This is a genomic window from Ruegeria sp. CG1 (assembly GCF_056537265.1).
Map to the genome: position 1 here is coordinate 461,998 of NZ_JBQFRF010000002.1, position 24,108 is coordinate 486,105.

20 protein-coding genes are annotated in these 24,108 nt (G+C 55.7%); 11 read left to right on the plus strand and 9 right to left on the minus strand.

The annotated features are described in order from the left end of the window. Positions 1-50: 50 nt before the first annotated feature. Both ACR0AU_RS07795 and aspT read right to left on the minus strand, forming a co-directional pair. A complete protein-coding gene (locus ACR0AU_RS07795; RefSeq protein ID WP_480795508.1) occupies positions 51-1,667 on the minus strand; it encodes a bifunctional aspartate transaminase/aspartate 4-decarboxylase in 1,617 nt (538 codons plus the stop codon). A gap of 18 nt (positions 1,668-1,685) precedes the next feature. Further along, positions 1,686-3,371, minus strand: a complete 1,686-nt coding sequence (aspT, locus tag ACR0AU_RS07800; RefSeq protein ID WP_170394528.1) for an aspartate-alanine antiporter — start codon at positions 3,369-3,371, stop codon at positions 1,686-1,688. A gap of 396 nt (positions 3,372-3,767) precedes the next feature. On the opposite strand from aspT, the gene ACR0AU_RS07805 reads away from it, so the two are divergent. The 4 genes from ACR0AU_RS07805 to ACR0AU_RS07820 are packed head-to-tail and all read left to right on the plus strand — an operon-like array spanning position 3,768 to position 7,684. Continuing rightward, entirely contained in the window at positions 3,768-4,892 is a 1,125-nt protein-coding gene (locus tag ACR0AU_RS07805) for an ABC transporter permease (protein ID WP_170394524.1), read from the plus strand. A gap of 1 nt (position 4,893) precedes the next feature. Further along, positions 4,894-5,709 carry an ABC transporter ATP-binding protein gene (locus tag ACR0AU_RS07810; RefSeq protein ID WP_170422811.1) on the plus strand — a complete coding sequence of 272 codons (816 nt, stop codon included), beginning with the start codon at positions 4,894-4,896 and terminating at the stop codon, positions 5,707-5,709. A gap of 5 nt (positions 5,710-5,714) precedes the next feature. Further along, the gene (locus ACR0AU_RS07815; RefSeq protein WP_170394518.1) at positions 5,715-7,031 is read left to right on the plus strand and encodes an MlaD family protein; all 1,317 of its coding nucleotides are present in this window, start codon (positions 5,715-5,717) and stop codon (positions 7,029-7,031) included. Continuing rightward, positions 7,028-7,684 carry an ABC-type transport auxiliary lipoprotein family protein gene (locus tag ACR0AU_RS07820; protein ID WP_170407827.1) on the plus strand — a complete coding sequence of 219 codons (657 nt, stop codon included), beginning with the start codon at positions 7,028-7,030 and terminating at the stop codon, positions 7,682-7,684. Before ACR0AU_RS07815 ends, ACR0AU_RS07820 begins: the two co-directional genes overlap by 4 nt. 6 nt (positions 7,685-7,690) lie before the next feature. Here the strand turns inward: ACR0AU_RS07820 and ACR0AU_RS07825 are convergent, their stop codons facing one another. Then, on the minus strand, positions 7,691-9,271 hold the full coding sequence (locus tag ACR0AU_RS07825) for an FMN-binding glutamate synthase family protein (protein ID WP_170394512.1): 1,581 nt from the start codon (positions 9,269-9,271) through the stop codon (positions 7,691-7,693). A 216-nt stretch (positions 9,272-9,487) separates the two neighbouring features. On the opposite strand from ACR0AU_RS07825, the gene ACR0AU_RS07830 reads away from it, so the two are divergent. Both ACR0AU_RS07830 and crcB read left to right on the plus strand, forming a co-directional pair. After that, positions 9,488-9,895: a fluoride efflux transporter FluC gene (locus tag ACR0AU_RS07830; RefSeq protein WP_480562020.1), complete on the plus strand. Its 408-nt coding sequence runs from the start codon at positions 9,488-9,490 to the stop codon at positions 9,893-9,895. Beyond that, on the plus strand, positions 9,892-10,254 hold the full coding sequence (gene crcB, locus ACR0AU_RS07835; protein WP_170394509.1) for a fluoride efflux transporter CrcB: 363 nt from the start codon (positions 9,892-9,894) through the stop codon (positions 10,252-10,254). The genes ACR0AU_RS07830 and crcB overlap by 4 nt, the downstream gene beginning before the upstream one ends. Here crcB and ACR0AU_RS07840 read toward each other — a convergent pair. The 6 genes from ACR0AU_RS07840 to ACR0AU_RS07865 are packed head-to-tail and all read right to left on the minus strand — an operon-like array spanning position 10,251 to position 16,775. Further along, on the minus strand, positions 10,251-11,768 hold the full coding sequence (locus ACR0AU_RS07840; protein WP_170394506.1) for a DHA2 family efflux MFS transporter permease subunit: 1,518 nt from the start codon (positions 11,766-11,768) through the stop codon (positions 10,251-10,253). The genes crcB and ACR0AU_RS07840 overlap by 4 nt on opposite strands. Next, positions 11,765-12,742, minus strand: coding sequence for an HlyD family secretion protein (locus ACR0AU_RS07845; protein WP_170625518.1), 978 nt, complete (start codon positions 12,740-12,742; stop codon positions 11,765-11,767). The genes ACR0AU_RS07840 and ACR0AU_RS07845 overlap by 4 nt, the downstream gene beginning before the upstream one ends. 35 nt (positions 12,743-12,777) lie before the next feature. Further along, positions 12,778-13,104 carry a cytochrome o ubiquinol oxidase subunit IV gene (locus tag ACR0AU_RS07850; protein ID WP_255612219.1) on the minus strand — a complete coding sequence of 109 codons (327 nt, stop codon included), beginning with the start codon at positions 13,102-13,104 and terminating at the stop codon, positions 12,778-12,780. Continuing rightward, entirely contained in the window at positions 13,097-13,729 is a 633-nt protein-coding gene (locus ACR0AU_RS07855) for a cytochrome c oxidase subunit 3 (RefSeq protein ID WP_170394501.1), read from the minus strand. The genes ACR0AU_RS07850 and ACR0AU_RS07855 overlap by 8 nt, the downstream gene beginning before the upstream one ends. After that, the gene (locus tag ACR0AU_RS07860) at positions 13,726-15,816 is read right to left on the minus strand and encodes a cbb3-type cytochrome c oxidase subunit I (protein WP_170732727.1); all 2,091 of its coding nucleotides are present in this window, start codon (positions 15,814-15,816) and stop codon (positions 13,726-13,728) included. The genes ACR0AU_RS07855 and ACR0AU_RS07860 overlap by 4 nt, the downstream gene beginning before the upstream one ends. Further along, entirely contained in the window at positions 15,813-16,775 is a 963-nt protein-coding gene (locus ACR0AU_RS07865; RefSeq protein WP_480795509.1) for a cytochrome ubiquinol oxidase subunit II, read from the minus strand. Before ACR0AU_RS07865 ends, ACR0AU_RS07860 begins: the two co-directional genes overlap by 4 nt. Positions 16,776-16,907: 132 nt before the next feature. On the opposite strand from ACR0AU_RS07865, the gene ACR0AU_RS07870 reads away from it, so the two are divergent. The 5 genes from ACR0AU_RS07870 to ACR0AU_RS07890 all read left to right on the plus strand — a co-directional run bounded on the left by ACR0AU_RS07870 (position 16,908) and on the right by ACR0AU_RS07890 (position 23,900). Next, positions 16,908-18,143, plus strand: a complete 1,236-nt coding sequence (locus ACR0AU_RS07870) for a lytic murein transglycosylase (protein ID WP_480795510.1) — start codon at positions 16,908-16,910, stop codon at positions 18,141-18,143. Between the two features lie 391 nt (positions 18,144-18,534). Continuing rightward, positions 18,535-20,163: a peptide ABC transporter substrate-binding protein gene (locus ACR0AU_RS07875; RefSeq protein WP_170407804.1), complete on the plus strand. Its 1,629-nt coding sequence runs from the start codon at positions 18,535-18,537 to the stop codon at positions 20,161-20,163. A gap of 66 nt (positions 20,164-20,229) precedes the next feature. After that, positions 20,230-21,153 (plus strand): oligopeptide ABC transporter permease OppB, encoded by a 924-nt coding sequence (gene oppB / locus ACR0AU_RS07880; RefSeq protein ID WP_170422826.1) that lies wholly within the window; start codon positions 20,230-20,232, stop codon positions 21,151-21,153. Positions 21,154-21,163: 10 nt separating this feature from the next. Further along, on the plus strand, positions 21,164-22,093 hold the full coding sequence (locus tag ACR0AU_RS07885; RefSeq protein WP_170732730.1) for an ABC transporter permease subunit: 930 nt from the start codon (positions 21,164-21,166) through the stop codon (positions 22,091-22,093). Position 22,094: 1 nt separating this feature from the next. Next, entirely contained in the window at positions 22,095-23,900 is a 1,806-nt protein-coding gene (locus ACR0AU_RS07890) for an ABC transporter ATP-binding protein (RefSeq protein ID WP_480591201.1), read from the plus strand. The last annotated feature ends 208 nt before the right edge of the window (positions 23,901-24,108 follow it).

Sequence of the window (24,108 nt, forward strand, 5' to 3'; positions counted from 1 at the left end):
CCTGCGCCCATGGGTATCACCAGATCAGGCGCAGGTGTAGGGAGATTTACCTATCCGTGCAGCGGCAAATTGTTCGCGGCACGGTAGGCTTGAACATAGCCGCGTGCCACTGATCGAACGGCTGTTCCGATCTGCGAATACGCCTCGTCCGGCAGGTTCGCAAAGGACACGCGAGCCGACCAGCCCGGAGCATCAAATCCGCTGCCGTTCAGTAGAACGATCCCATAGTCTTCGGCCAATTTGAACGCAATATCCAATGGGTGAACATTCTGCTTGATCCACGCCACGACATCTTCACCGACATATTTTCGCAACCAGTATTCGAAATCGATGATGCCGTAATAGGCGTCGTATTGCTCACCTGCCTGCACCTCGACGCCCATCGCTTCGGTCAGCAGTTTGAAACGGCGATGAACCAGCTCCATGCAAGCGGTCTGATAGATTTTCTTGCTGTCGACCAATTCACTGAGTGAAAAGAGCGTCATCATCACCTGCTGCGGCAGCGACAGGCCTGCCGTGTGGTTCAGGGCCACATCGCGGCTATCGGCCACAAGCCGGTCGATAAAGCGAATGTCACGCGGTGTCAGGCTGAGCGTGCCGTAGCGCTTGTCCAGGGACTGTTTGATCTCATCCGGATGATCCGCCAGCTTGAGATCGAAGATGTTATCTTGCGCCACGGCAATCACGCCGAGACGCCAGCCGGTGCAGCCAAAATACTTCGAGTAGGAATACACACCGATTGTGTTGCGCGGCAGATGGCCCATGACCGAGGTAAAATCGTGCACAAAGGTGCCGTAGACATCATCCGTTAGCACGATCAGATCAGGCCGGTGATTTTCAACCAGATCCGCTAGTTTGCGAAGTGACGCGGTACTGAGCGCGACCGAAGACGGATTGCCGGGATTGACTAGGAAGAACGCCTTTACCTTGGGATCTTTCAACTTTTCCACTGCTTGGTCGGTCAGTTGAAAACCATCCTCTTCATCGGTTTCCACATGCACGGATTCAAGGCTGTAATCCTCCAACTCAGGCATTTCCAAGTAAGGCGTGAAGATCGGAGTGCACAGAGCTATCGTGTCACCCGGGTTCAGCAATCGGTTGGCTTTGAGCGTCTTGAAGATGTAGCACATCGCCGCCGTGCCGCCTTCGACTGCGAACAGATCGAACTGAGCGTCAGGCCGGTGGCCTCGACACATGGACCACAACAGGTATTCATGGGCAATGGTGGCATTGTGTTTCAGGATGCGGTCAGGCACTGGATAGTTATCACCGATGATCGAATCCGTCAGTTCATGCACAAACTCGTCCGCATCGAAATCAAATGCGGATATGGCATGCGCCACGAGCTCAAGCAGCGTATCGACGCCCGGCGTTTTGGAATTATCAGACGCCCAGCTTTGCAGCCGTCCATGGCAACCTTTTTGCGCCGGCATTCCGCCTAAACCAGCGGGGTGATCCATCACACGTTTGGATTCAGTTATGGCAAATTGACCAAGGGCAAAGAACGCCTCACGCGGACGGGTGGCAACCCAGTTAGGATTGCCGCGCCCCGCGTTCAGGAAAGCACTATTGGCCTTACGCGCCTCGGCCGAGGCCAGTTTGATCAGCTCATCCTTGATCTGAAACGGGCTGAGTGCTTCGTAATCGTGCAGCGTTACTCTATCCATAACGTGAACCTCTCCAAATCAGCTTAGGATCAAAACAACGACCATCCCAAAGATGGTCAATAATGTATTTCCAATCGCATACGGCATTCCGTAGCCAAGCGCCGGGATGCGACTTTGCGCGGCTTCCTGGATCATTCCCAACGCCGCTGTCGTGGTGCGCGCACCTGCGCAGGCACCAAACAGAATGGCCGGGTGGAATTTGAACACGTAATGCCCGACGTAAACTGCAAAGATCATTGGTAGCGAAGTCGCGACGATTCCCCATAGCAGCAGCGCAATACCGGCCTGTTGCAGTCCCGCGACAAATCCCGGCCCTGCGGTGATCCCGATTACCGCGATAAAGACGTTCAGGCCCAGCGTGTTCATCAACCACAGTGCCGGACCCGGGATGCGCCCAAAGGTCGGGTGCACCGTACGCAGCCAACCCAGCACCAGCCCAGCCAGCAGCGCGCCTCCGGTGGTGGAAAGGCTGATCGGGAAACCACCCATCATGACTGACAGTGTTCCAATGATGCCACCGATGAAAATCCCCCAGCCTACAAAGGCCAGATCTGTGGTGTCTACCGGGCGGTCGGCATAGCCAATCTGGGCAACTGCGGCCTCGACATGACGCTTGCTGCCCTGAATTGTGACGATGTCACCACGATGCACGACTGTCCCGGGTAGCAGCGGCAAATCCTGCATGTTTCGCATCAGTTTCGAGACATAAATGCCCCGCGCGATCGACAGTTTGCTTAGCTCTTCAAGCGTCTTGTTATGAACCTCTTTGCTGGTGATCAGCACATCCAGTTTTTCCGACGGTATGCTCAGCAGATCAGGCGCGTCAGCTTCTGTAAGATTGGTCTCAAGCAAACCCACCAGATCAGCGCGGCGGCCTGAGAACATCACAACATCTCCGGCCTGCAATACGGTGTTATCATCTACCTCTATGATCTTCCCGTCACGTCTCAGGCGTTCGGCATAGATGCGGATACCCGGCATCAGATCTTTGACCGGTTGCCCCAGCAGATCGCTACCTTCTGGGATCTCAAAGGCCCGCGCCTCGATCGCGCGATATGCCGAGACGATGCCATCACCGGTTTCGACCGACGTCGTGCCTCCCAGCTTAGCCTCATATTCCTTGCAGGCCGCGACCAGATCGACGCCAATCAGGCGCGGGCCGATCTTGGCCAGAATGATCGCCGACCCGATTGTGCCGTAAATATAGGTCACCGCATAGGCAATCGGAATCTGGTTCGCATAGGTTTTGGCCTGTTCCGCCGACAGGCCCAGCTGGCCGATTTGGTCGGTGGCAACACCGATCGCCGCTGAAATCGTCTGTGATCCGGCATAAAGCCCCGCGGCATAGCCAAGTTCCAGACCCGCGACCTTGGCTGCGATGATCGGGATTACAAGGCAAAGTGCGAGCACGCTGAGCGCAAAGAACACCTCGCGCGCGCCGTCTGCTTTCAGGCCGCGGATGAACTGAGGTCCGACACCGTAGCCCACAGCAAAGATGAACAAGATGAAGAAAGTCGATTTGACCGCCGAGTCGATTTCAATCTGGGCCTGTCCGATCACCACCGCCGCCAACAACGTTGCCGTGACCGTGCCCAGACTGAACCCCATCAGTTTCCAGGGACCAACGAGAAAGCCGATACCGATGGACAGGAACACCGCCAATTCAGGGTAGTTTTGAAGAATATGCACCAGCCAATCGACCATCAATCACCTCTCAATCCGCGCCTGACAGGCATTTGAGGCAAAAGCCGGAGACAAGGTGAAGAAGCGCCCAATTGGCCCACTTGCTGCCCGACCAAGCCGCCTGTTCGAATACACAACCGCAACAGGAAAACTTCGGCCTCACGATACCTTACAAAGGACATTTGTCTATAATTATCTGAATATTAATCGTTCTGCTTGTCCGCCCTCATTCAGAACACCCCGACTGAGCCTGCCCCACAATGCAAACACGCGAAACGCATGGCTCACTCGCTCTGCTTGCTCCAGAACCGGAACCATGGGCTTCACTGTCGCTCTACCGCAATGCGCGGGCGCAAAATCCTGAGGGGTTCGAACAAATCCATTGCAGCGACCCGGTGTTTGCCATCACATACCGCTATGACACGGCCGACGATTATTTCCGAGACCAGCGCAACCGGCGTTTGTATCCGCCTTGCCGGAGATCTGCGCACTCAATCGTTGGATCGTGTCGAAGCGGGTTTTGCTGCCCAAAAGCCCAACGGCCAAGATGTCATTGTGGACATGTCGCAAGTTGAATCACTGGATACCGGAGGGGCCTGGCTAGTCGCCAATTTGGTGCAGCGGATGGGAAGCGAAGGCGCTCAGGTCCAGCTCGAAGGGTTGGCCCCTGCGCATTCGTCATTGATCGAAACAGTATCGCACAACATACCCGAGGTTACAGGAGAAGAACTGCCGCCGCATGGCTTTGTGAATTGGGTTGCCCGGATTGGGCAAAAAACTTTTGGCGCCTGGCAGGACACATTATCAATCATCGGCTTTCTTGGCCTTACTCTGCATCGATTGGTCCGGACTCTGATCATGCCATGGCGACTGCGTCGTGCTGCGTTGGTGTCACAGATGGAGCAAGTCGGCTTCAAGGCGCTGCCGATTGTGTCCTTGATGGGTTTCCTGATCGGCGTCGTTCTGGCCTTTCAGGGCGCGACGCAGTTGAAACAGTTCGGGGCTGAGATCTTTGTTGTCGAATTGATCTCCATCTCGATCCTGCGTGAGCTTGGTATCCTGCTGACAGCGATCATCGTCGCTGGTCGCTCCGGTTCGGCTTTTACGGCTTCGATTGGCTCGATGAAGGTGCAGGAAGAGATTGATGCGATGCGCACCCTGGGGTTGGATCCGATTGAAGTTCTGGTCATTCCCCGTGTTCTGGCGCTGTTGATCATGTTGCCCATTCTTGGCTTTGTTGCTGATATGGCTGGCCTGATCGGCGGAGCGTTGATGAGTTGGATTGACCTCGGTGTCAGCCCCGGCATGTTCCTGACCCGGTTGAAGGAAAATACCGGCGTCGCACAGCTTGCCGTCGGGATGATCAAGGCACCGTTCTTTGCACTGGTGATCGGTGTCATTGCCTGCTGGCAGGCTATGCAGGTCAAAGGTTCATCCGAAAGCGTTGGTCAGCGGACGACAGCCTCGGTCGTGCAATCGATCTTTATGGTCATCGCCATCGACGCCCTGTTTTCGATCTTCTTCTCAGAGTTGGGGATCTGACATGGATGGAGCCGCGCTTCAGGACAAGCCCCAATCCGACGCGAAACGCGAGGCCGTTATTCGTGTGCGCAATTTAACCAACCAGTTCGGCGAGCAAGTGGTCCACGACAACCTCAACCTCGATGTCTGGCGCGGTGAAGTGCTGGGTGTTGTCGGTGGATCGGGCACTGGGAAGTCCGTGCTTTTGCGTACGATCGTCGGGCTGAACAAGCCCAAGTCGGGAAGTATTGAGGTTCTTGGCGTCGATGTTCTTAATGGCCCCGAAGAAGAACGTCAGCGGATCGAAAGAAGCTGGGGCGTGGCATTTCAGGACGGTGCGCTGTTTTCCTCACTGACTGTATTGCAGAACGTGATGGCGCCTCTGCGCGAGCACACGGGTATCAGTGAAAAATTGATGGCCGCACTAGGTGGGCTGAAGATCAGTCTCGTTGGCTTGCCTCAACTAAGTTGCAGCAAGTTCCCCTCGGAACTGTCCGGTGGAATGCGCAAACGCGCTGCGTTGGCCCGCGCCCTGTCGCTGGACCCGGAAATCGTTTTTCTGGACGAACCAACTGCCGGGTTGGACCCGATCGGGGCCGCCGCATATGATGACCTGATCGGGGAACTTCAGCACACGTTGGGGCTGACCGTGTTCATGGTAACGCATGATCTGGACAGCCTTTATGCCATATGTGATCGCGTCGCGGTACTTGCGGAAAAACGCGTGCTGGTTGAAGGTCCGATAGAAGAGATGACCAAGGTCGACCATCCTTGGGTTCAGGAATATTTCACAGGCCCCCGCGCCCGTGCGGCACAACAGAAGGGGCAGGACAGGTAGAGGCGATGGAGACCCGAGCGAATTACATCCTGATCGGTGCGTTCACCCTGGCGGGCATCCTTGGTGCCTTCGGGTTCTTTCTGTGGCTCGCCAAATTCGAAGTGACTCGGCAATACGCCTATTATGATGTGTTGTTCGACAATGTCTCGGGCCTGTCGGCTGCAGGTGGCGTAAATTACAACGGCTTGCCCGTGGGTCAGGTGGTTTCCCTGGACTTGGACAAAGATGACCCGTCAAAGGTGCGAGTGCGGCTTGAGGTTGATGCCGACATCCCTGTTACCAAAGAAACCATCGCACAGTTGCAATCTCTGGGTGTGACAGGGGTTGCTTATGTTGAGCTTTCCGGCGGGTCCCCAACCGCAGAAAGGCTGGCCCAGAACAGTGTCATCCCAAGCAAGCGCAGTTCGATTCAATCCTTGCTTGAGGGTGCGCCAGAGGTTCTGGAAAAGGCGGTCACCCTGTTGGAGAACCTCAATTCGGTTGTTGATGACAAAAACCGAAAGGCGGTGTCGGATATCCTGAACAATCTGGCAGAAGCGTCGGGCAAGCTGGATAAAACTCTGACGGATTTCCAGTCGCTCTCGTCCGATTTGGGCGGTGCGGCCAAAGACGTTGGAGAATTTACCAAGAGACTGGATACGTTGGCGAACACGGCCGAGACGACGTTGAGCACAGGAACGGACACGCTGAAGAGCATCAAAGAGACCTCAGAATCCGCCAAAACAACGCTAGAGACTGCAAATAACGCCATTGCCAGTGCTGAAAGCGTGATTCAGGAAGATATCCGGCCCTTTATCGAACGCGGGTCAATCCTGGCCGAAAGGCTGACTCGGCTGTCAGATGAAGGCAGCGTTACGCTTGAGGTAATCAGCGAGACTGTTCTGAATGCAAACACCACCCTTGAATCGGTTACATCGACTATGGATTCAGCCAAAGGGGCGCTCGATTCAGCAGAGAGGGCGTTTGACTCGGCAAACCGCGTGATGGACGAGGATATTTCACCTGTCGCTGAAGATGTGAGTAAGGCGGCTAATCAGGTTGCGGAAACCGTCTCGAATATCACCGAAAAGATTGACAAGATTTCCGACGATGTTCTCAGCGCCTCCCAATCGGCGTCGGATCTGCTGGGAACCATCGACGGGATCGTTCAGGACAACCGCCGTCAGGTTTCGGACTTCTTGCGCGTTGGGTTGCCTCAGTTCATCCGGTTCATCGAGGAATCACAACGTCTGGTCATCAGTCTGGATAGATTGGTCGACAAGGTCGAACGCGACCCGGCCCGCTTTTTGTTAGGCACCCAAGCATCGGAGTTTCGTCAATGATACGGCCCTTAATATTGACTCTGGTTTTGGCCGCATTAACAGGCTGCACGGGCTTGGGCACGCTGCGGCAGGCTTCTAAGCCCAATGATTTGTATTTGCTGACACCCAAAAGCACGTTCTCGTCATCGCTGCCGCGTATCCAAAAACAGATCGTTGTCGAAGAGCCCACAGCGACGGCGGCCGTGAACACCGATCAGATCGCCGTGCAGCCCACCTTGCTTCAGGTTCAGTATCTGCCGCGGGCTCGATGGGTGGATCGCGCGCCGTTAATTGTGCAGGCGCTGATGGTCGAAAGCTATGAAAATTCCGGCAAGGTCGCGGCCGTAGGACGTTCGACCGTAGGCCTGAGAGCGGACTATGTGATCGCGCCTGATCTGCGCGAATTTCAGGGCATCGTCATCAGCGAAACCGAAGACACGAAGACGGTCCGCGTAGAAGTGCGCATCAATATCAAGATTATCGATGAGTACGAGGACAAGATCATCGCTTCAAGCTCATTCCAGGAAGCAGTGCTGGCGACCAGCGATAAAACACCCGAACTGGTTGAGGCCTTTGATATCGCCTTGGGCAAGACAATGCGGGATGCCGTGGAATGGAGTATCCGCAAAATCCATACGCATACGCTCAATAACCCGCGATCAAGACCTAGCTAGTGGTCGCTAGAACTGGCTCGCTGAGGCGACTTGCCAGTCAGCGGCGAACTCTTCGGGGATGGTCTTGCCCAACAGAGAGCCGTCATCCAGAAAGCTATATAGCTCGGCATAAGACCGCTCTCGTTCATCCGCATTTCGGCGCCGGATGTCAGCAGGGCGCAGGTCGGAAACTTTTGCTTTGCCCATAGCCCCTAATATCTCGCGGAAACTTTCAAGCGTCGCGTCATGAAACCGATGCACGCGCTGTCGTTTCTGTGGCACATTCACCGCCCGCCCACGGATCGGATCTTGCGTTGCCACCCCCGATGGGCACCTGTTGGTGTTGCAATGCAGCGCCTGAATGCACCCCACCGCAAACATCATCGCCCGCGCCGCATTACACATATCCGCACCCAAAGCGAATTTCTCGACCATATCGAACCCAGTGGCCACTTTGCCCGAACAGATCACCCGCACCTTGTCGCGGACCCCGATACCGCGCAGACAGTTGTTTACAAATATCAGTGCCTCGTTAAGCGGCATCCCCAATCGGTTGGTGAACTCGACCGGGGCAGCGCCAGTGCCCCCTTCCGCGCCGTCCACCGTGATGAAGTCAGGCAGAATCTCAGTTTCCAACATCGCTTTGCAAATCGCCATAAACTCGGATCGACGACCGATGCACAGTTTGAAGCCCACGGGCTTGCCACCTGACATCTCTCGCAGATGCTGAACGAAATGCATCAATCCAGTCGGTCCATCAAAGGCCGAATGAATAGGTGGGGAAATCACATCCTGATGTACTGGAACCCCACGAATCTCGGCGATTTCTTCATCCACCTTTGCTGCCGGTAGGACCCCGCCATGAGACGGCTTCGCCCCTTGCGATAGTTTGATCTCGATCGCCTTGACGACATCTTTCTTGGCCTTTTCGGCAAACAGGTCCTTATCGAACCCACCTTCAGGCGTGCGGCATCCAAAATATCCTGTTCCGATTTGCCAGATGATGTCTCCACCTTCTGCCAGATGGTGGGGGGACAGTCCGCCTTCGCCCGTGTTATGCGCAAAACCCCCATCTTTTGCACCGCCATTCAAAGCACGGATTGCGTTGGCGCTGAGTGCACCGAAACTCATTGCTGATACGTTCAGACGCGACGCATTGTAGGGTTTGTCGCACTGAGGGCCGCCCAGTATCACCCGTTCTTCGCTCTCTTCGACGTGCTTGGGGGATAGCGAGTGATCAGCGCGGTGATAACCTACCGTCATGATATCGTACTGAGTGCCAAACGCCTGAGTATCCACCTGCCCCTTGGCGCGGGAATAGACCAGACTGCGGATGATCCGATTATAGGGCCGCCCGCTTTCATTGGTTTCAACGAAATACTGCCGGATTTCAGGGCTGACAAACTCCAACATATATCGGAAGTGACCCAGTACCGGGTAGTTGTTCAGCACATTATGCTTGGTTGTCAGCATATCGTAGAGACCGACAACCGCATAGGGGATCAGTATGATCAGCAACCAGTGGGCGGGTGGCCAGAAAAAACCCCAAAGCAAAGTCAAAGGCAAGCAGACATAGCTGAGGAAATAGTAAAGCCTGCGAACAATCATTTCCTATCTCCCTGAGTAGCGCTGTGACAGCGTGACTTTGAATGGACATTGGGTCCATGACCCTGCTCTTCATCCAGAACGTGGAACAAATTGACCTGTTTGCGCAAGCCCTTGCTAATCAAACAAAGATAACGGTTGGGTTAGCGAGGCCGGTTGAACCAAGCAAAAGCAGTCTGTATGCAAAATGAAACGCTGGTCAGAGCAGGATCAACCGCAGTGTCGAAAACAGCGCCTGTATTCGGGCATCGCGCCCTGATGTATACAGCCGTCTTTGTGGGGGGTGCTGCAGGGTCGTTGCTGCGCGAGCTATTTTCGCTGGAGATCCCCGGCGCTCCGTTCCTAACCGCGACTTTCGGCATCAATGTTGCGGCCTGTTTCGTTCTAGGTTGGCTCTATGCCATTCGAAATCTTGTCCACGCCCACGTCCTGCATCTAGGGGTCGTCGGATTTTGCGGTGGGCTATCGACGTTTTCCTCATTCGTCGCCGAGCTGGAAAGACTGGCAGAAACCGGGAATTGGTTTGTGATTATCGCCGTAAGCGCGGAGATCGCATTTGGTCTTACGGCGGCGGTTCTTGGGGAAGCGCTGGGTCGGCGGCATCATTCCCGGGAAACATCGGAATGACGACCTTGTATCTGCATGCCATGTTCGCATTGGGCGGAGGATTGGGGGCTGTACTGCGGCATTGGCTGGCGCTTCGGGTGACGCATGATCTGCCGTACTCGACCCTGATCGTGAATGTTCTGGGCAGCCTTCTGCTGGGTCTATGGATTGGTTATCTGGGTGGCTCTGCAGAAATGGGCGAAGAGGAAAAACGCCTTGTATTCGGGTTTTGCGGCGGCTTCACCACATTCTCAAGCTTCGCCTATCAATCGCTGCAATTGCACCGTGAACGGACGATCGTATTTGCCGCCGGTAACATCGTTCTCAGCCTCGTCTTGTGCTGGTTCGCGCTATGGCTGGGCCTTGTTCTGACGCGCTAGTGAACGGGTGCTGCAGCCCTTTGGTCGGGCCTGGGCGCGCGGCAGAAGAACAACAGTGGGATCGTGGCCAACGCCAGCAGTCCAAGATTGTTGAATACTGTAAGGTACGAGATCATCTCGGCCTGCCGTGCGATCTCTTGCCCCAGAATGGCGGCGCCCTGGGCGCTATCGGGTGTCAGCCCCAGCGGCGCAAGATAAGCCTGTGCAGCAGGATTGTAGGGTGTCACATTCTGGCTGAGCACTGCCGTATTGGTTTGCAGGCCACGCACGACCCAAGTCCCCACCAATGAAATACCTACCGAAGAGCCAAGCTGCCTGGTGACGTTGAATAAGCCCGAGGCCTCATCCTGCCTTGATTTACTGATGCTCTCGAATGCCAGAATAGACATCGGCACAAACACCAGCCCCATCCCCAGACCACTGACAAAGCCCGGCCAAGCCAGTTGCCAGAAACCGGCGTCGAGGTTGAGCGTGCCCAACATGAAATTCCCCACTGCTGTCAACAGCATCCCCAACCCGGCTAAAACTCGTGGATCAAACCGGGTGACCAGTACGGCCCCGGTCAGCACCATCGATGCACCTGCGGCGATTCCGCGCGGAATGAACAAATGACCGGATTCGATCACGGGGTAATCGAGCAGGCTTTGCACAAAGGTTGGCAGTATGGCGATCCCGCCAAACAATGAGATCGCGAACCCCGCTATCACTAGGTTGCACAGGGCAAAGTTGCGATCCGCAAAAAGGCGCAAATCAACGACAGAATGCCGGGATGTCAGAGAATGGACGATGAACCCCAGCGCCCCAAGAACCGAAGCGATCAGCGCCAGCTGTATCATCCTCGATGACAGCCAGTCCTTGGTCTCACCTTGGTCAAGAATGAATTGAAGGCATCCAATGCCAACTGCCAGCAGCGCCAGGCCTTTCCAGTCGATGCGCACCTCTTCGGTTTTGTCGTCCGGCAACTCGCCCGCCAAAAGCAGCAGGGCCATGGCAGCGACCGGAAGATTGACGAAAAACACCATTCGCCACGAAAAATACTCCGTCAGGACTGCGCCTACAGTTGGGCCCAACACCGGTGCGACCACCACGCCCAAGCCAAAGACCGCCATGGCCTGCCCCCGTTTTTCACGTGGAAAGGCGTCAAACAGGATGGACTGCGACAACGGGATCAGGAACGCGCCGAACATGCCCTGCGCCAGGCGGAACGCGACGATAGTCTGAAGACTCCATGACAGGCCGCACATGACAGACATTGTGGCAAAACCCGTGACCGCAGTCAGGATCAGCCTGCGCCGCCCGACCCGACGCGCGACAAACCCGGTCAGCGGCATGACCACAACGGCTGAGACGATATAGCTGGTTAAAATCCATGTCGCCTGATCGGTTGTGGCCCCAAAAGCCGCCTGAATATGCGGCAACGCAACATTGACGATGGTACTGTCCAGAACTTCGAGAATTGCACTGAGCACGACGGCCACGACAATCACGCGATTGATATGGCCGGCATCAGTCATTGGCTGGGTCCGGTTGTATCCACCGTAACTTTGCTGCTGCCTCCTACACGCAGCGGAGCATCAGTTGGATCAAGCTCAATCCGCACCGGGAAACGTCGAGTGACCTTGACCCAGTTGCCGCTGGAGTTTTCGGACGGCAACAACGAAAACGTATCGCCCGAGCCTCGACCGATCGACGCAACCTTGCCGGTCAGGGTCGTGTCTGGAAGCATATCCACCTGCACTGTGACCGGCTGACCGGGTCGGATGCGTGGCAGTGATGTTTCCTTGAAATTTGCATCGACCCACCAGTCAGACGACTCGACAATGGAAAATTGCGGCGCATTGGCCGAGACAGACGACCCTGGCCGCAGTGTCAGATTTGCGATCCAGCCATCGGCCGCGGCATAGACCTTGGTCCAGACAAGATCGGCCTGCGCGATTTCCAACGCAGCCTGTGAGGACAACACATTGTCCTGCCGGGCCGCGAGACCACTTTGCAATGCGGAAAGCTCGGACCGGCTGGTGGTCAACCGGGCCGAAGCCTGTGCGAATTCGGATGTAGTTTGGTCCAGCGAGGCCTGCGCGAGGTCCCCGTCCGAAAACAAAGCTCGGGCGCGTTCAAGATTGCTCTGAGCCGTTTCGTAGAACGAGTTGGCGCTTTCGACAGCGGCCTGTGCAGCGGTGATCTGGTTCGAGAAGGAGTCAGCCTGCTGAATGGCACTGTCCAGATTAGCTTTGGCCTGATCGACCGAGGCTTGGAACTGTGTCGGATCAATCGAGAACAGCAAATCGCCTGCATTGACCGGCTGGTTTTCGACCACCGCAACGTCTGAAACCTGCCCGGTCACCTGTGCGGCCACATAGATGATATTCGCGCCGATATAGGCGTCTTTTGTTGACGGATACCGCTCTTCATGCCGCCAGAAAAGGAACAATCCAACAGCAATCGTGACCAGGATCCCTGCGGCGGCAATTGCCTTGAATGACTTCATAAGCAGCTTCCTTTTTGGTGCCTAAGCGAGCGACCTCACATCACCTGCATATGCATGCGCATGGCCAGATTGCCCAGAATCCAAACTGTCCCGCCGATGATAATCAGCAGAACAAGTGTCGAGAACAGAACCAGGTCCAGATCCTCTCGGCTGCTGCGGCGGCGGTCGATGTGTAGAAAATAGATCAGTTGAACAACCAGTTGTGCCAACCCCAGAAGGCCTATGGTCATATAGACGCCTGGTGTTTCAATACCGAAATGATAGGCGATCACAAATACCACCAGCGTGAGCAGCAGTGACCCACCATAGCCAATCACGTAACGCCGCCGTTCGCGGTGATGCATCTCGGATCGTTTATCCATAGGCCAGCCCTCCGAAATACACGATGGTTATTATGCCGATCCAGATAAGATCGAGGAAATGCCAGAATAGCGCCAACCGCACCATACGCGACATCAGCAGATCGGTCAGCCCGAACATACGCAGCTGAATACCCAGCACGATTAGCCACAGACACCCGGCTGCAACATGCAAGCCGTGGAGCGGTACGAGACCATAGAAGGCCGACAAAAACCCGCTACGCTGTGGGATACCGCCTTGGGCTGCCATGTTCATGAAATCACGGATTTCCAAAACCAGAAAACTGAGCCCCAGCAACAGAGTCACTCCGAACCACAGCACGATCCGTGCCCGAGGCAGGTTGTATTTCAGCGCCAACATCGCCAGCCCGACGGTCAAACTGCTGGTCAGCAGAATGAGAGTCTGGGCAAAGATGCTTTTAAGGTCGAACAGCTCATGCGGGCCTGGACCGCCGGCCTGCGCGTCTATCATGGTGATATAGATCGCGAACATCAGGCCGAAATAGACCAGATCGCTCATCAGGAAGACCCAGAAGCCGAAAGTGACGACCTCGGTCGCCTTGTGGGCGCTGGCGTGGTCCTCGCCGAGGTTTATCCCCGGATAGCTGTGCTTGGGTGCGCGCCTCATGTCACGGCCTCCATATCCGGGCGGGCGAGGCCGCGATTTTCCGGTGTACTTTCATGATCGCGATCCACAGCGGCGGTGCTGTGGACCAGCGCCAACCACGCCTCGTGTTCTTTGCGGACCTCTTCGGCGGGGATGATGACCTCGGTGCTGGTGTCGAAACTCCAGATGATAATGGCGAGGATCATCGCGATGGTCATCAGTGCTGCCAGCCACCAGATCCACCAGACCAGAGAGAACATCCAGATGCCACTGAGCACGCAGAGGATAAACCCGATGCCGGTGTTGCGCGGCATCTCGATATCTTCGTAGGCCGCGGGTGCAGGATAGGCTTGTCCGCGCTCCTTAGCTGCAGCAAAGTCATCGCGGTCACTAACCTGCGGAATAATAGCGAAGTTGTAGGGCGGCGGCGGAGACGGGATCGACCATTCCAGCGTGCGCCCGTCCCAAGGATCACCGACCGGTGCGCGGGTCTGTTCTCGGTCGCGTATACTGACCCACAATTGGACCAGGATCGAAAGCAACCCGCAAGTAATCACCAGCGATCCTATGGCGGCGGTGATCATGTAGGGGTGAAAGCTGGGATCCTCCCAACTGAACGACCGGCGGGGCATGCCCATCAGACCAACGAAGTAGAGCGGCATGAAGGTCAGCAGAAACCCAACCGTCCAGCAGAAAACCGAAACGCGGCCCCAGAACTCGTTTAGACGGAACCCAAAGGCCTTGGGAAACCAGTAGTTATAGCCGGCTAGCAACCCGAACAGCACACCGGGTAGCAACGCGTTGTGGAAATGCGCAACCAGAAACAGCGTATTATGGACCTGATAGTCGACGGTTGGATTGGCAAGAACCACTCCGCTGAGGCCGCCGATGACGAACAACATCAAGAACGCAAGGCCATAAAGCATCGGGACCGAGAATCGAATGCGCCCACGGTACAGAGTCGCCATCCAGTCATAGACCTTAACCCCGGTCGGAATGGCGATCAGCATCGTGGCAATCCCGAACACCGCGTTGATCAGAGCGCTTTGCCCCATGGTGAAGAAATGATGCAACCAAACCGTGAAGGACATGACCGCAATCGACATTGTTGCGATGACCAGTGAGTTGTAACCATAGAGACGCTTGGCCGAAAAGGTGGCAAAGACCTCAGAATAGATTCCATATGCAGGCAGGACCAACAGGTAGACCTCGGGGTGGCCAAACAGCCAGAACAGGTTGGCATAGTTCATCATGTTGCCGCCAAGGTCATTGGTGAAGAAGTGAAAATCCAGATAGCGATCCGCGGCCAGCAGCAGCGCGGCAACGCCTAGGGGCGGCATAGCAAAGATGATCAGGATCGAGCTGCAAATGATCGTCCAGCAATACATGGGCAACCGCATGAACTTCATCCCCGGCGCACGCAGCTTGTAGATCGTGACGGCAAAGTTGATGCCAGTCAGTGTTGTGCCCACGCCCGAGACCACGATGGCCCAGATCCAGTAATCCGGCCCAACGCCGGGATTGAACGCGGCCCCGGTATAGGGCGGATAGGCGGTCCAACCACCTGTTGAGAATTCGCCCACCACCAGCGAGACCATCAGCATCAGCCCGGCCGAGACGGTCAGACCAAGCCCGATCTGGTTCATCACCGGAAAGGCCACGTCGCGCGCGCCTATCATGAGCGGAATTATGTAATTAGCGACGCCAAAGACAAAAGGTACCGCGACGAAGAACACCATTATGGTGCCATGAGTGCTAAACAGTTCCGCGAAATGCTCGGGTTCCAGGAATCCGTCCCCCGGTCCCGCCGCCTGTTGGGCCCGCATCACCACGCCTTCCAAGACGCCCCGCGCCAGCATGACGATGGCGAAGACAATGTACATGATGCCGATCTTCTTGTGATCAGCGCTGGTCAGCCAATCGCGCCAGAGCGGACCCCACAACCGGAACCACGTCAGGATGCCAATCACTACCACTACGCCCACGATCACAATAGCAGCAGCAGCGTTTGCAATGATCTCATTTGCGCCAGGGTTCTGGATCAGTCCAGCGATGGGAAAGGCATCCCAGCTCAGGCGACCGAAGAAACCGGTCTCGGCATTTGTCATTGGCTTGCCTCCTGCCCGTATTCAGCCGTTCCGGGTTGCTGATCCAACTGCAGAGGCTCGCCGCTGTGATAACGACGCAGGATCGAATGGAATAGGTCGCCCTCTTCCAGCGTGAAATAAAGCGCATTCAGCGGCATGAGTTCGGTGCCCAATGCCGCCTGCACCTCATCCCGATCCGTACGCATCGCCAACGTCCGATAAGTGCTTTCGGTCAACGGTATGCCATGCGCTTTTACGCTGGCGACCCATGCCTGAAAATCCTCGGGCTGCATGGCTTGCGCCAGGAATTTCTGCTTTGTGAATCCTCGGCCATTATACTGTGTGTTCTCGCCTTGCATCGTTTCAGGCGAGTCTGCCACCAGGTGTAGCCGAGTCGTCATCCCCGGCATGGCATAGATTTGCCCCGCCAGCGCCGGGATCATGAACGACTGCATCACCGTGTCTGTGGTCAGCGTCATCGCAACTTGCTGTTTGATCGGTATGCCCAGTTCTCCCACCGTTGCGATGCCATGATCTGGATAGATGAACAGCCATTTCCAATCGAGGCCAACCACCTGCACATTTAGGGCAGGCTCTTCTCCAAAAGGGGCCGAATAAGGGTCAAGACGATGTGTCGCTTTCCAGAGATAGAAAGACAGGATCATCACGATCACGACCGGGACGCCCCACATCACAAATTCAAGCTTCGCCGAAAAATCCCAATGCGGCGTGTATGCAGCATTTCCACCCTTACGTCGGCGATAACGCAGGGCAATCAGCGGCACCAGAGCCAGAACCGGTATCACGGCGATCAGGATAAGAGCCGTCGCGCGCAAAAGGTGTGTCTTTTGCACCGCTGCAATCGGGCCTTGGGGGTCCATGAAGCTATCACTCGCCCCGGCAGCCTCAGCCGTCAACAACAGAGCAACAAAGATCACCAAGGCTGGCACAGCGACTGAATGTATCCGAGACAAGGTCACACCTGATGATCCTCTTGCGGCGGGGTTTCCCGGCAACTATCGGCAGAGTCACGGATTTTCTCAAGAACTTTTCCAAAATCACCCTGCGGCGCCGCTGTTGACATGAGGTCAAGCGCGCGCGAGACCAATCATATGCGTTTGGTTCTTGCTATAGTCTCCCTGGTTTGTCTTGCCGCCCCCTCGGTAGCGCAAGATCGCGCTGAGGTTGAACGTCAGTTCCAGAACTGGCTGCAACAAGCCATATGGCCTCAGGCAAAAGCAAAGGGCGTTTCGAAACGCACATTCCAAAGTGCCTTTGACGGGGTGACGCTGAACTGGGACCTTCCTGACCTGGTTCCGCCGGGAAGCCCCAAAAAGACACCCAAGCAACAACGGCAGGCCGAGTTCGGCTCACCTGGTCGTTATTTTAATGCCGGATCAGTCCAGGGTGCCACCTCCGTCGGTCGCAAGATGGCTAGGCGCCATGCGGGTACACTGGCGCGTGTCGAGGCAGAAACCGGTGTACCCGCCCGTATCATACTGGCCATCTGGGGCCGCGAAAGCGGATACGGACAAGTCCCGATCCGCCATAATGCGTTTCAGGTGCTGGGCACCAAAGGGTTCATGAGCACACGGGCAGAGTATTTCACGGCTGAACTGATTGCTGCGCTACAGATCGCTGAATCCGGTCACGGCCAAGGCCACGCACTGAAAAGCAGTTGGGCGGGTGCCTTGGGGCAGCCTCAGTTTATGCCCACAAATTTTCTGACTTACGCGCGCGATGGCGATGGGGATGGCCGAACTGATATCTGGGGCTCAGCCTCGGACACGATTGCATCGATCGGCGCGTATCTTGACGAGCACGGATGGGTGACAGGCCGCGACTGGGGGTTCGAAGTTATCCTACCCACGACCGTTTCTTGCGCGTTGGAGGGCCCTGATCAGGGGCGGTTGATCCGCGATTGGGTCGCCATGGGCGTAAATCGCGTTTCCGGCAAACCTTTTCCGGCACATGAACTTGATGCCGAGGGCTATCTTATGATGCCTGCCGGTCGTAGCGGTCCGGCCTTTATCGTAACGCCCAATTTCTATGTCCTCAAAGACTATAACACCAGCGACCTTTATGCGCTGTTTGTGGGACATGTCGGTGATCGCATCCAATACGGAGTTGGCGATTTTCGGGGTCGTTGGGGCGATGTCGGCAATCTCTATCGTTCAGATGTCGCCAGCATGCAGCAGGTGCTTGTTCAACAGGGTCATGACGTCGGTGGCGTCGATGGCCTGCCCGGATACAAAACCCGACGCTCGATCGGGCGCTGGCAAGAGGCTTCTGGAAGCACACCAACCTGCTTCCCCGATGCCTCATTGAAGGCCGTTCTGAAGCCGTAGCAGCGTACTGATTCGCCATTTACGAGCATCAATGCGAACACATTCACCCACGGTGATATGTTGAGCTTCACGAAAATGTCACTGCCACGAAGCGTTTCAAAATAAAATTTTAACACCTCCGCCGGCTGCGGTTCTAATCAGCCTTTGTGGTCTTCACCCACCGCAAAACCCTTTACCTTTGCTTCAAAACTGACAGGTTCATGGGCAGTGAAAGATAGCTTTCGCATTCGGATCTCTGACATTGCCTGATGCATGAATGCCGAAATTATCGATCTTGGCACGATCTAGATCAAGGTAAAGTCCAGACAATTGCCGGAGACAAAATGGCAGACAAGCGCCCACCGCGAATGCGGTTTGGACGTTCGAAACCATACAAAATGGGAGTAAACACATGAACAAAATAATCAGAACCTCTTTGGCAGGACTGTTGTCCTCGACCATCATTACTGGTGCTGCAATTGCTGCCGGTACACATCCCGAAACCGGAGAAGCCCTGGCCGACGATCAGACCTTCACCTATCGGATTCTCGATGAACACAGCTCGGTCGACCCGCAAGTCGTAGAAGATGTGTCGGGTGCAGAAATTGTTCGCGATCTGTTTGAAGGCCTGATGAATCAGGATGAGGACGGTAACCTGGTTCCTGGTGTCGCCACCGAATTCTCGGTCAACGATACCAAGGACGTTTACACCTTTACCCTGCGCGATGAAGCGAAGTGGTCGAATGGTGATCCGGTGACCGCAGGTGACTTTGTGTATGCCTGGAAGCGCGCCGTCGATCCCGAACTGTCTTCGCCCTATGCGTGGTTCATGGAACTGATGTCGATCGAAAACGCTGCCGAGATCATCGCGGGCGAAAAACCGGTAGATGAGTTGGGTGTCAAAGCCATCGACGACAAAACGCTGGAAGTCCGCCTGAGCGCCCCCCTGCCCTATTTCCCGCAGATGACCACACATTCGACAACCTTCCCGGCACCGCAGAAAGTGATCGAAGAATTTGGTGACGCCTGGACCAAACCGGAAAACATCGTCTCGAACGGCGCATATGTTCTGACCGAGCACCTGCCGCAGGAACGCTCGGTACGTGAACGCAACACCGCCTATTGGGACAACGATAACACCATCATCGACAAGGTCGTGGCGCTGGTCATCAATGATGAAAACGTCGCCCTGACCCGCTATTTGGCTGGCGAACTGGACCGCACCGAAATTCCAGCCGGCCAGTACCCACGTCTGAAGGAAGAGCACCCCGTAGAAGCCATCAGCTTCCCACGCCTGTGCAACTATTATTACACCTTCAATCTGTCTGATGGTGGCCCCGAGGCTTTCAAGGACCCGAACGTCCGCCAAGCCCTGTCACTGGCCGTTGATCGTGCGATTATCACCGAAAAAGTGATGGCAGGCGGTCAGCCCGAAGCCTACACCTTCGCCCCCGAAGCAACCGCAGGCTTCACCGTACCGGCCGTTGAAATGGCATCCATGTCCCAAGCCGAACGCGACGAGTTGGCGAAGGAGCTTCTAGCAGAAGCAGGTTATGGGCCTGACAACCCTCTGAGCTTCCAGATGGTTTATAACACCGCGGAAAACCACAAGAAGGTCGCCGTTGCGCTGAGCCAGATGTGGAAGCAGAAGCTTGGCGTGAACGCCGAACTGGCAAATATGGAGTGGAAAGTCTTCCTCGAGGAGCGCGGCAACCAAAACTTTGAGCTGGCACGTGGTGCTTGGTGCGGAGACTACAACGAAGCGTCGACCTTCCTGGACCTGCTGCAGTCGGACTCGGGCTATAATGACGGCAAATATGCCAACGCGCGCGTTGATGAGCTGCTGGCCGAGGCCAAAACCTCGGACGATCCGGCTCCGCTTTACACCGAAGTTGAACGCATCATCGCCCAAGAAACGCCTGTGATCCCGATCTATCACTACGCAGGCGTCTATATGATGGACAGCGATGTAGGCAACTGGCCGGTGAACAACGTCGAGCAGAACTGGTACTCGAAGAACCTCTACAAGCTCGCTGAATAATCGTCTTTGAACCACGCCCTGCCCCGGAAACATCCGGGGCAGGGCCAATAAACACGGGGGCATGAAATGCTTGCCTACAGTTTAAAGCGGCTGCTGGTCGCTATTCCGACGATCCTGTTATTGATCGTCGCCTGCTTTTTCCTCATGCACATCGCGCCTGGCGGGCCATTCACCTCGGAACGGCCATTGCCGCCGCAGGTTCTGGCCAATATCGAGGCGCGCTATGGATTGGACCAACCGTTGTGGAAACAGCTTTGGGACTATCTGTATAACATCGTGGTGCATTTCGATTTCGGACCGTCCTTCAAATTCAAGGATCGGGATGTGAACGACATCATCGCACAGGGTTTCCCGATTTCGCTGACCTATGGTTCGTTGTCTTTCCTGGTGGCAACTTCCGTTGGCGTCGCGCTGGGAATTGCCGCTGCAATCAAACACAATAGCTGGATTGATTACTTTGCGGTGGGTCTGGGTATTGCCGCTCAGGCGCTTCCTAACTTCATCATGGGGCCGATCCTGATCCTGACCTTTACCCTGTGGCTGGGGTGGCTGCCGGGTGGCGGCTGGCATGGCGGTCAATGGCAGTATCTGGTGATGCCGGTGATTGCGTTGGCGACCTCCTACATGGGATCGATCGCAAGGATTACGCGGTCATCGATGCTGGAGGTTCTGAACTCGAACTTCATTCGAACTGCACGGGCCAAGGGATTGCCGACAAGAACCGTGATCTGGCGCCATGCGCTTAAGCCGACATTGCTTCCCGTGGTCTCGTACCTCGGGCCGGTTTTTGTCTACGTTCTGACCGGTTCGGTTTTTGTCGACATCTATTTCTCAACCGGCGGTCTGGGGCAGGCCTATGTCGGCTCGGCTTTGTCTCGCGACTATGCTGTGCTGCTGGGGGTCACCATCCTTTACGGCGCGTTGACCGTGGTTGTGAATCTTCTGACCGACCTGGCTTATGCCTGGTTCGATCCGAAAATCCGTTACTGAGGGGCAGGCAATGCTTGGAAAATCACAAAAAGCCGCCCATCTGGCCGAGGAAATCACTGATTACACGGTCATTCAGGGGCGCTCGCTTTGGCAGGACGCACGGATACGTTTTGTCCGCAACAAGGCCGCTATGGCCAGCGTTTTCATTCTGGGTCTGATCGTGTTGTTCACGATTGTTGGCCCTTACTTCGCAGTCTGGAACAATGAAGAGATCGACTGGAACGTCATGGGGGACGTGCGCGGCATGGGTATGCCGTCCATGGAAACCGGACACTTTTTCGGCGTCGATGATCTGGGGCGCGACCTATACAGCCGTGTCATTCAGGCCACCACCACATCGCTGCTGGTCGGTTTGATCGGGGCCGCGACCGCTCTGATCGTCGGCACCTGCTATGGCATCACCGCTGGATATATTGGCGGGCGCACCGACAGTGCCATGATGCGGTTCGTGGACATCCTGCTTGCAATTCCGGCAACACTGATCATCATTTTGCTGCTTGTCGTGGCGGGAAGATCCTTTTTCATGCTGTTCATCGCCTTGGGCGCTGTTGGTTGGCTGACGATGGCACGGATTGTTCGGGGGCAAACCCTGACCCTCAAGAACCGCGAGTTTATCGAAGCCGCGCGCGCCGCCGGTGTCAGTGAGTTCACCATCATGTACCGACACATTCTGCCCAACCTGTTGGGCGTTGTGATCGTGTACGCTTCGCTGCTGGTGCCCGAGATGATCCTGACGGAAAGTTTCATCTCGTTCCTGGGCCTCGGGATCTCAGAACCCTACACATCGTTAGGCCGCCTGATCGCTGAAGGGGCTGGCACCATGGCGTATGGTACGCTATGGCAGCTGATGTTCCCTCTTACTTTTTATGTCGCCATCATCATCACCATGTTCTTCATCGGTGACGGGCTACGCGACGCTTTGGACCCGAAGGATCGCTGATATGAGTCTGTTTTCCGTCAAGGACCTGAGCGTCCGATTTGATACGCCCGATGGCGTGGTTGAGGCTGTAAAAGGCATCAGTTTCGACATTGATCCCGGCGAATGTCTGGGCATCGTCGGCGAAAGTGGCTCGGGCAAAAGCCAGACGTTCATGGCAGCGATGGGGCTATTGCCCACCGCTGGCCACGCGACCGGTTCCGCAATGCTGAATGGTCAGGAAATCCTGAATCTGCCCGTGAACAAAATCAACAAAATCCGAGGCTCTGACGTCGGCATGATCTTTCAGGATCCGCTGACCGCGCTGACCCCTCATCTGCGAGTTGGCCAGCAAATGCGCGAGGTGCTGCAAGTTCACGAGGGCTTGCAAGGCTCGGCTGCCCGCCAACGTTGCCTTGACTGGCTCAACCGCGTGCGCATTCCCGAAGCGGCACGACGTCTGGATCAGTATCCGCACGAGTTGTCTGGCGGCATGCGCCAGCGCGTGATGATTGCCATGTCGATGCTGTGTAATCCCAAACTGTTGATCGCGGATGAGCCGACTACTGCGTTGGATGTGACCGTTCAGGCCGACATTTTGGACCTGATGGTACGGTTGCAAAAGGATGAAGGTACGGCCATAGCTCTGATCACCCATGACATGGGTGTTGTCGCGCGCATGTGCGACAATATTCAAGTCATGCGTATGGGTGAGTTTGTGGAGGCCGGTGACACGCGCGAAGTCTTTCGTTCTCCTCAGCATGATTATACCCGCACGCTACTTGAGGCGATGCCGCGAATTGATGCGGGCGATGCTCCGAAAGCTCTTTCGCAGACGGAAGAACCGTTACTGAAAGTGGATGACGTCAAGGTGCATTTCCCGATCCATGTCTCGGGCGGCCTTTTTGGACATAAGGTGCCGCTGAAAGCCGTAGATGGCGTGAGTTTCGACATTCGAAAGGGCGAGACCCTGGGTGTTGTTGGAGAATCCGGCTGTGGCAAATCCACGCTGGCCCGGGCTGTGCTGCAATTGATCGAACCTAGCGCGGGTAATGTCAGCTGGCTGGGGCATCCGATCGTCGGGCTGAAACGGGCCGAGTTGAACAAGTACCGCAAGGACCTGCAGATCGTGTTTCAGGACCCGCTGGCGAGCCTTGATCCACGGATGACGATCTCGGCCTCGATCGCGGAACCGCTGAAAACCTATCGCCCGGATCTGACCGAGCGGGAACGCAAAGAGTTGGTCGCCGAGATGATGGAGCGTGTTGGCTTGAAGGCCAACATGATCAACCGATATCCGCACGAACTATCCGGGGGGCAAAACCAGCGTGTTGGAATCGCGCGTGCCATGATCAACAAACCAAAACTGATTATCTGTGACGAGGCAGTCTCTGCGCTGGATGTGTCCATTCAAGCCCAGATCGTAGGATTGTTGCGTGAACTGCAACAAGAGTTTGGCCTATCGATGATCTTCATCAGCCACGATTTGTCTGTGGTACGTGCGGTTTCGAACCGGATCATGGTTCTATATCTGGGCCGCATCGTTGAATTGGGCGATGGTGAAGTGATCTGCTCCGAACCGAAACATCCTTACACTCAGTCCCTGATCTCGGCGGTTCCGATCCCTGATCCGGATGTCGAGCGCAGCCGCCAAAGGCTTAAACTACCGGGAGAATTGCCTTCTCCCATGGATCCGAAAGCAGCTTTGCGCTTTTTGCCCAGCAGATTGTCTATGGGTGAGACCGACTATGTACCTCAACTCAGTGAGATTGCCCCGGATCACTTCGTCGCCGAACACGATCCGCTTGAGGCGATTATGGCCAATGCATAAGCTTACGCGCCCGATCCGATCTATCGGGCGCGTCTTAAACTTCATAGAACAAGTGATTAGTGGATTAGTTCCTTGATCCCGCATTCGGTCGTGTTTCGTTTTGACTCTGCCCTTAAGTTAATGGCAGATTCCAGCAAACCCGTACCAGACCAGCCGGGTGTGATTGATTGGTAGGATTTTAGATTATATGTGGGGGCTCCGGCATCAC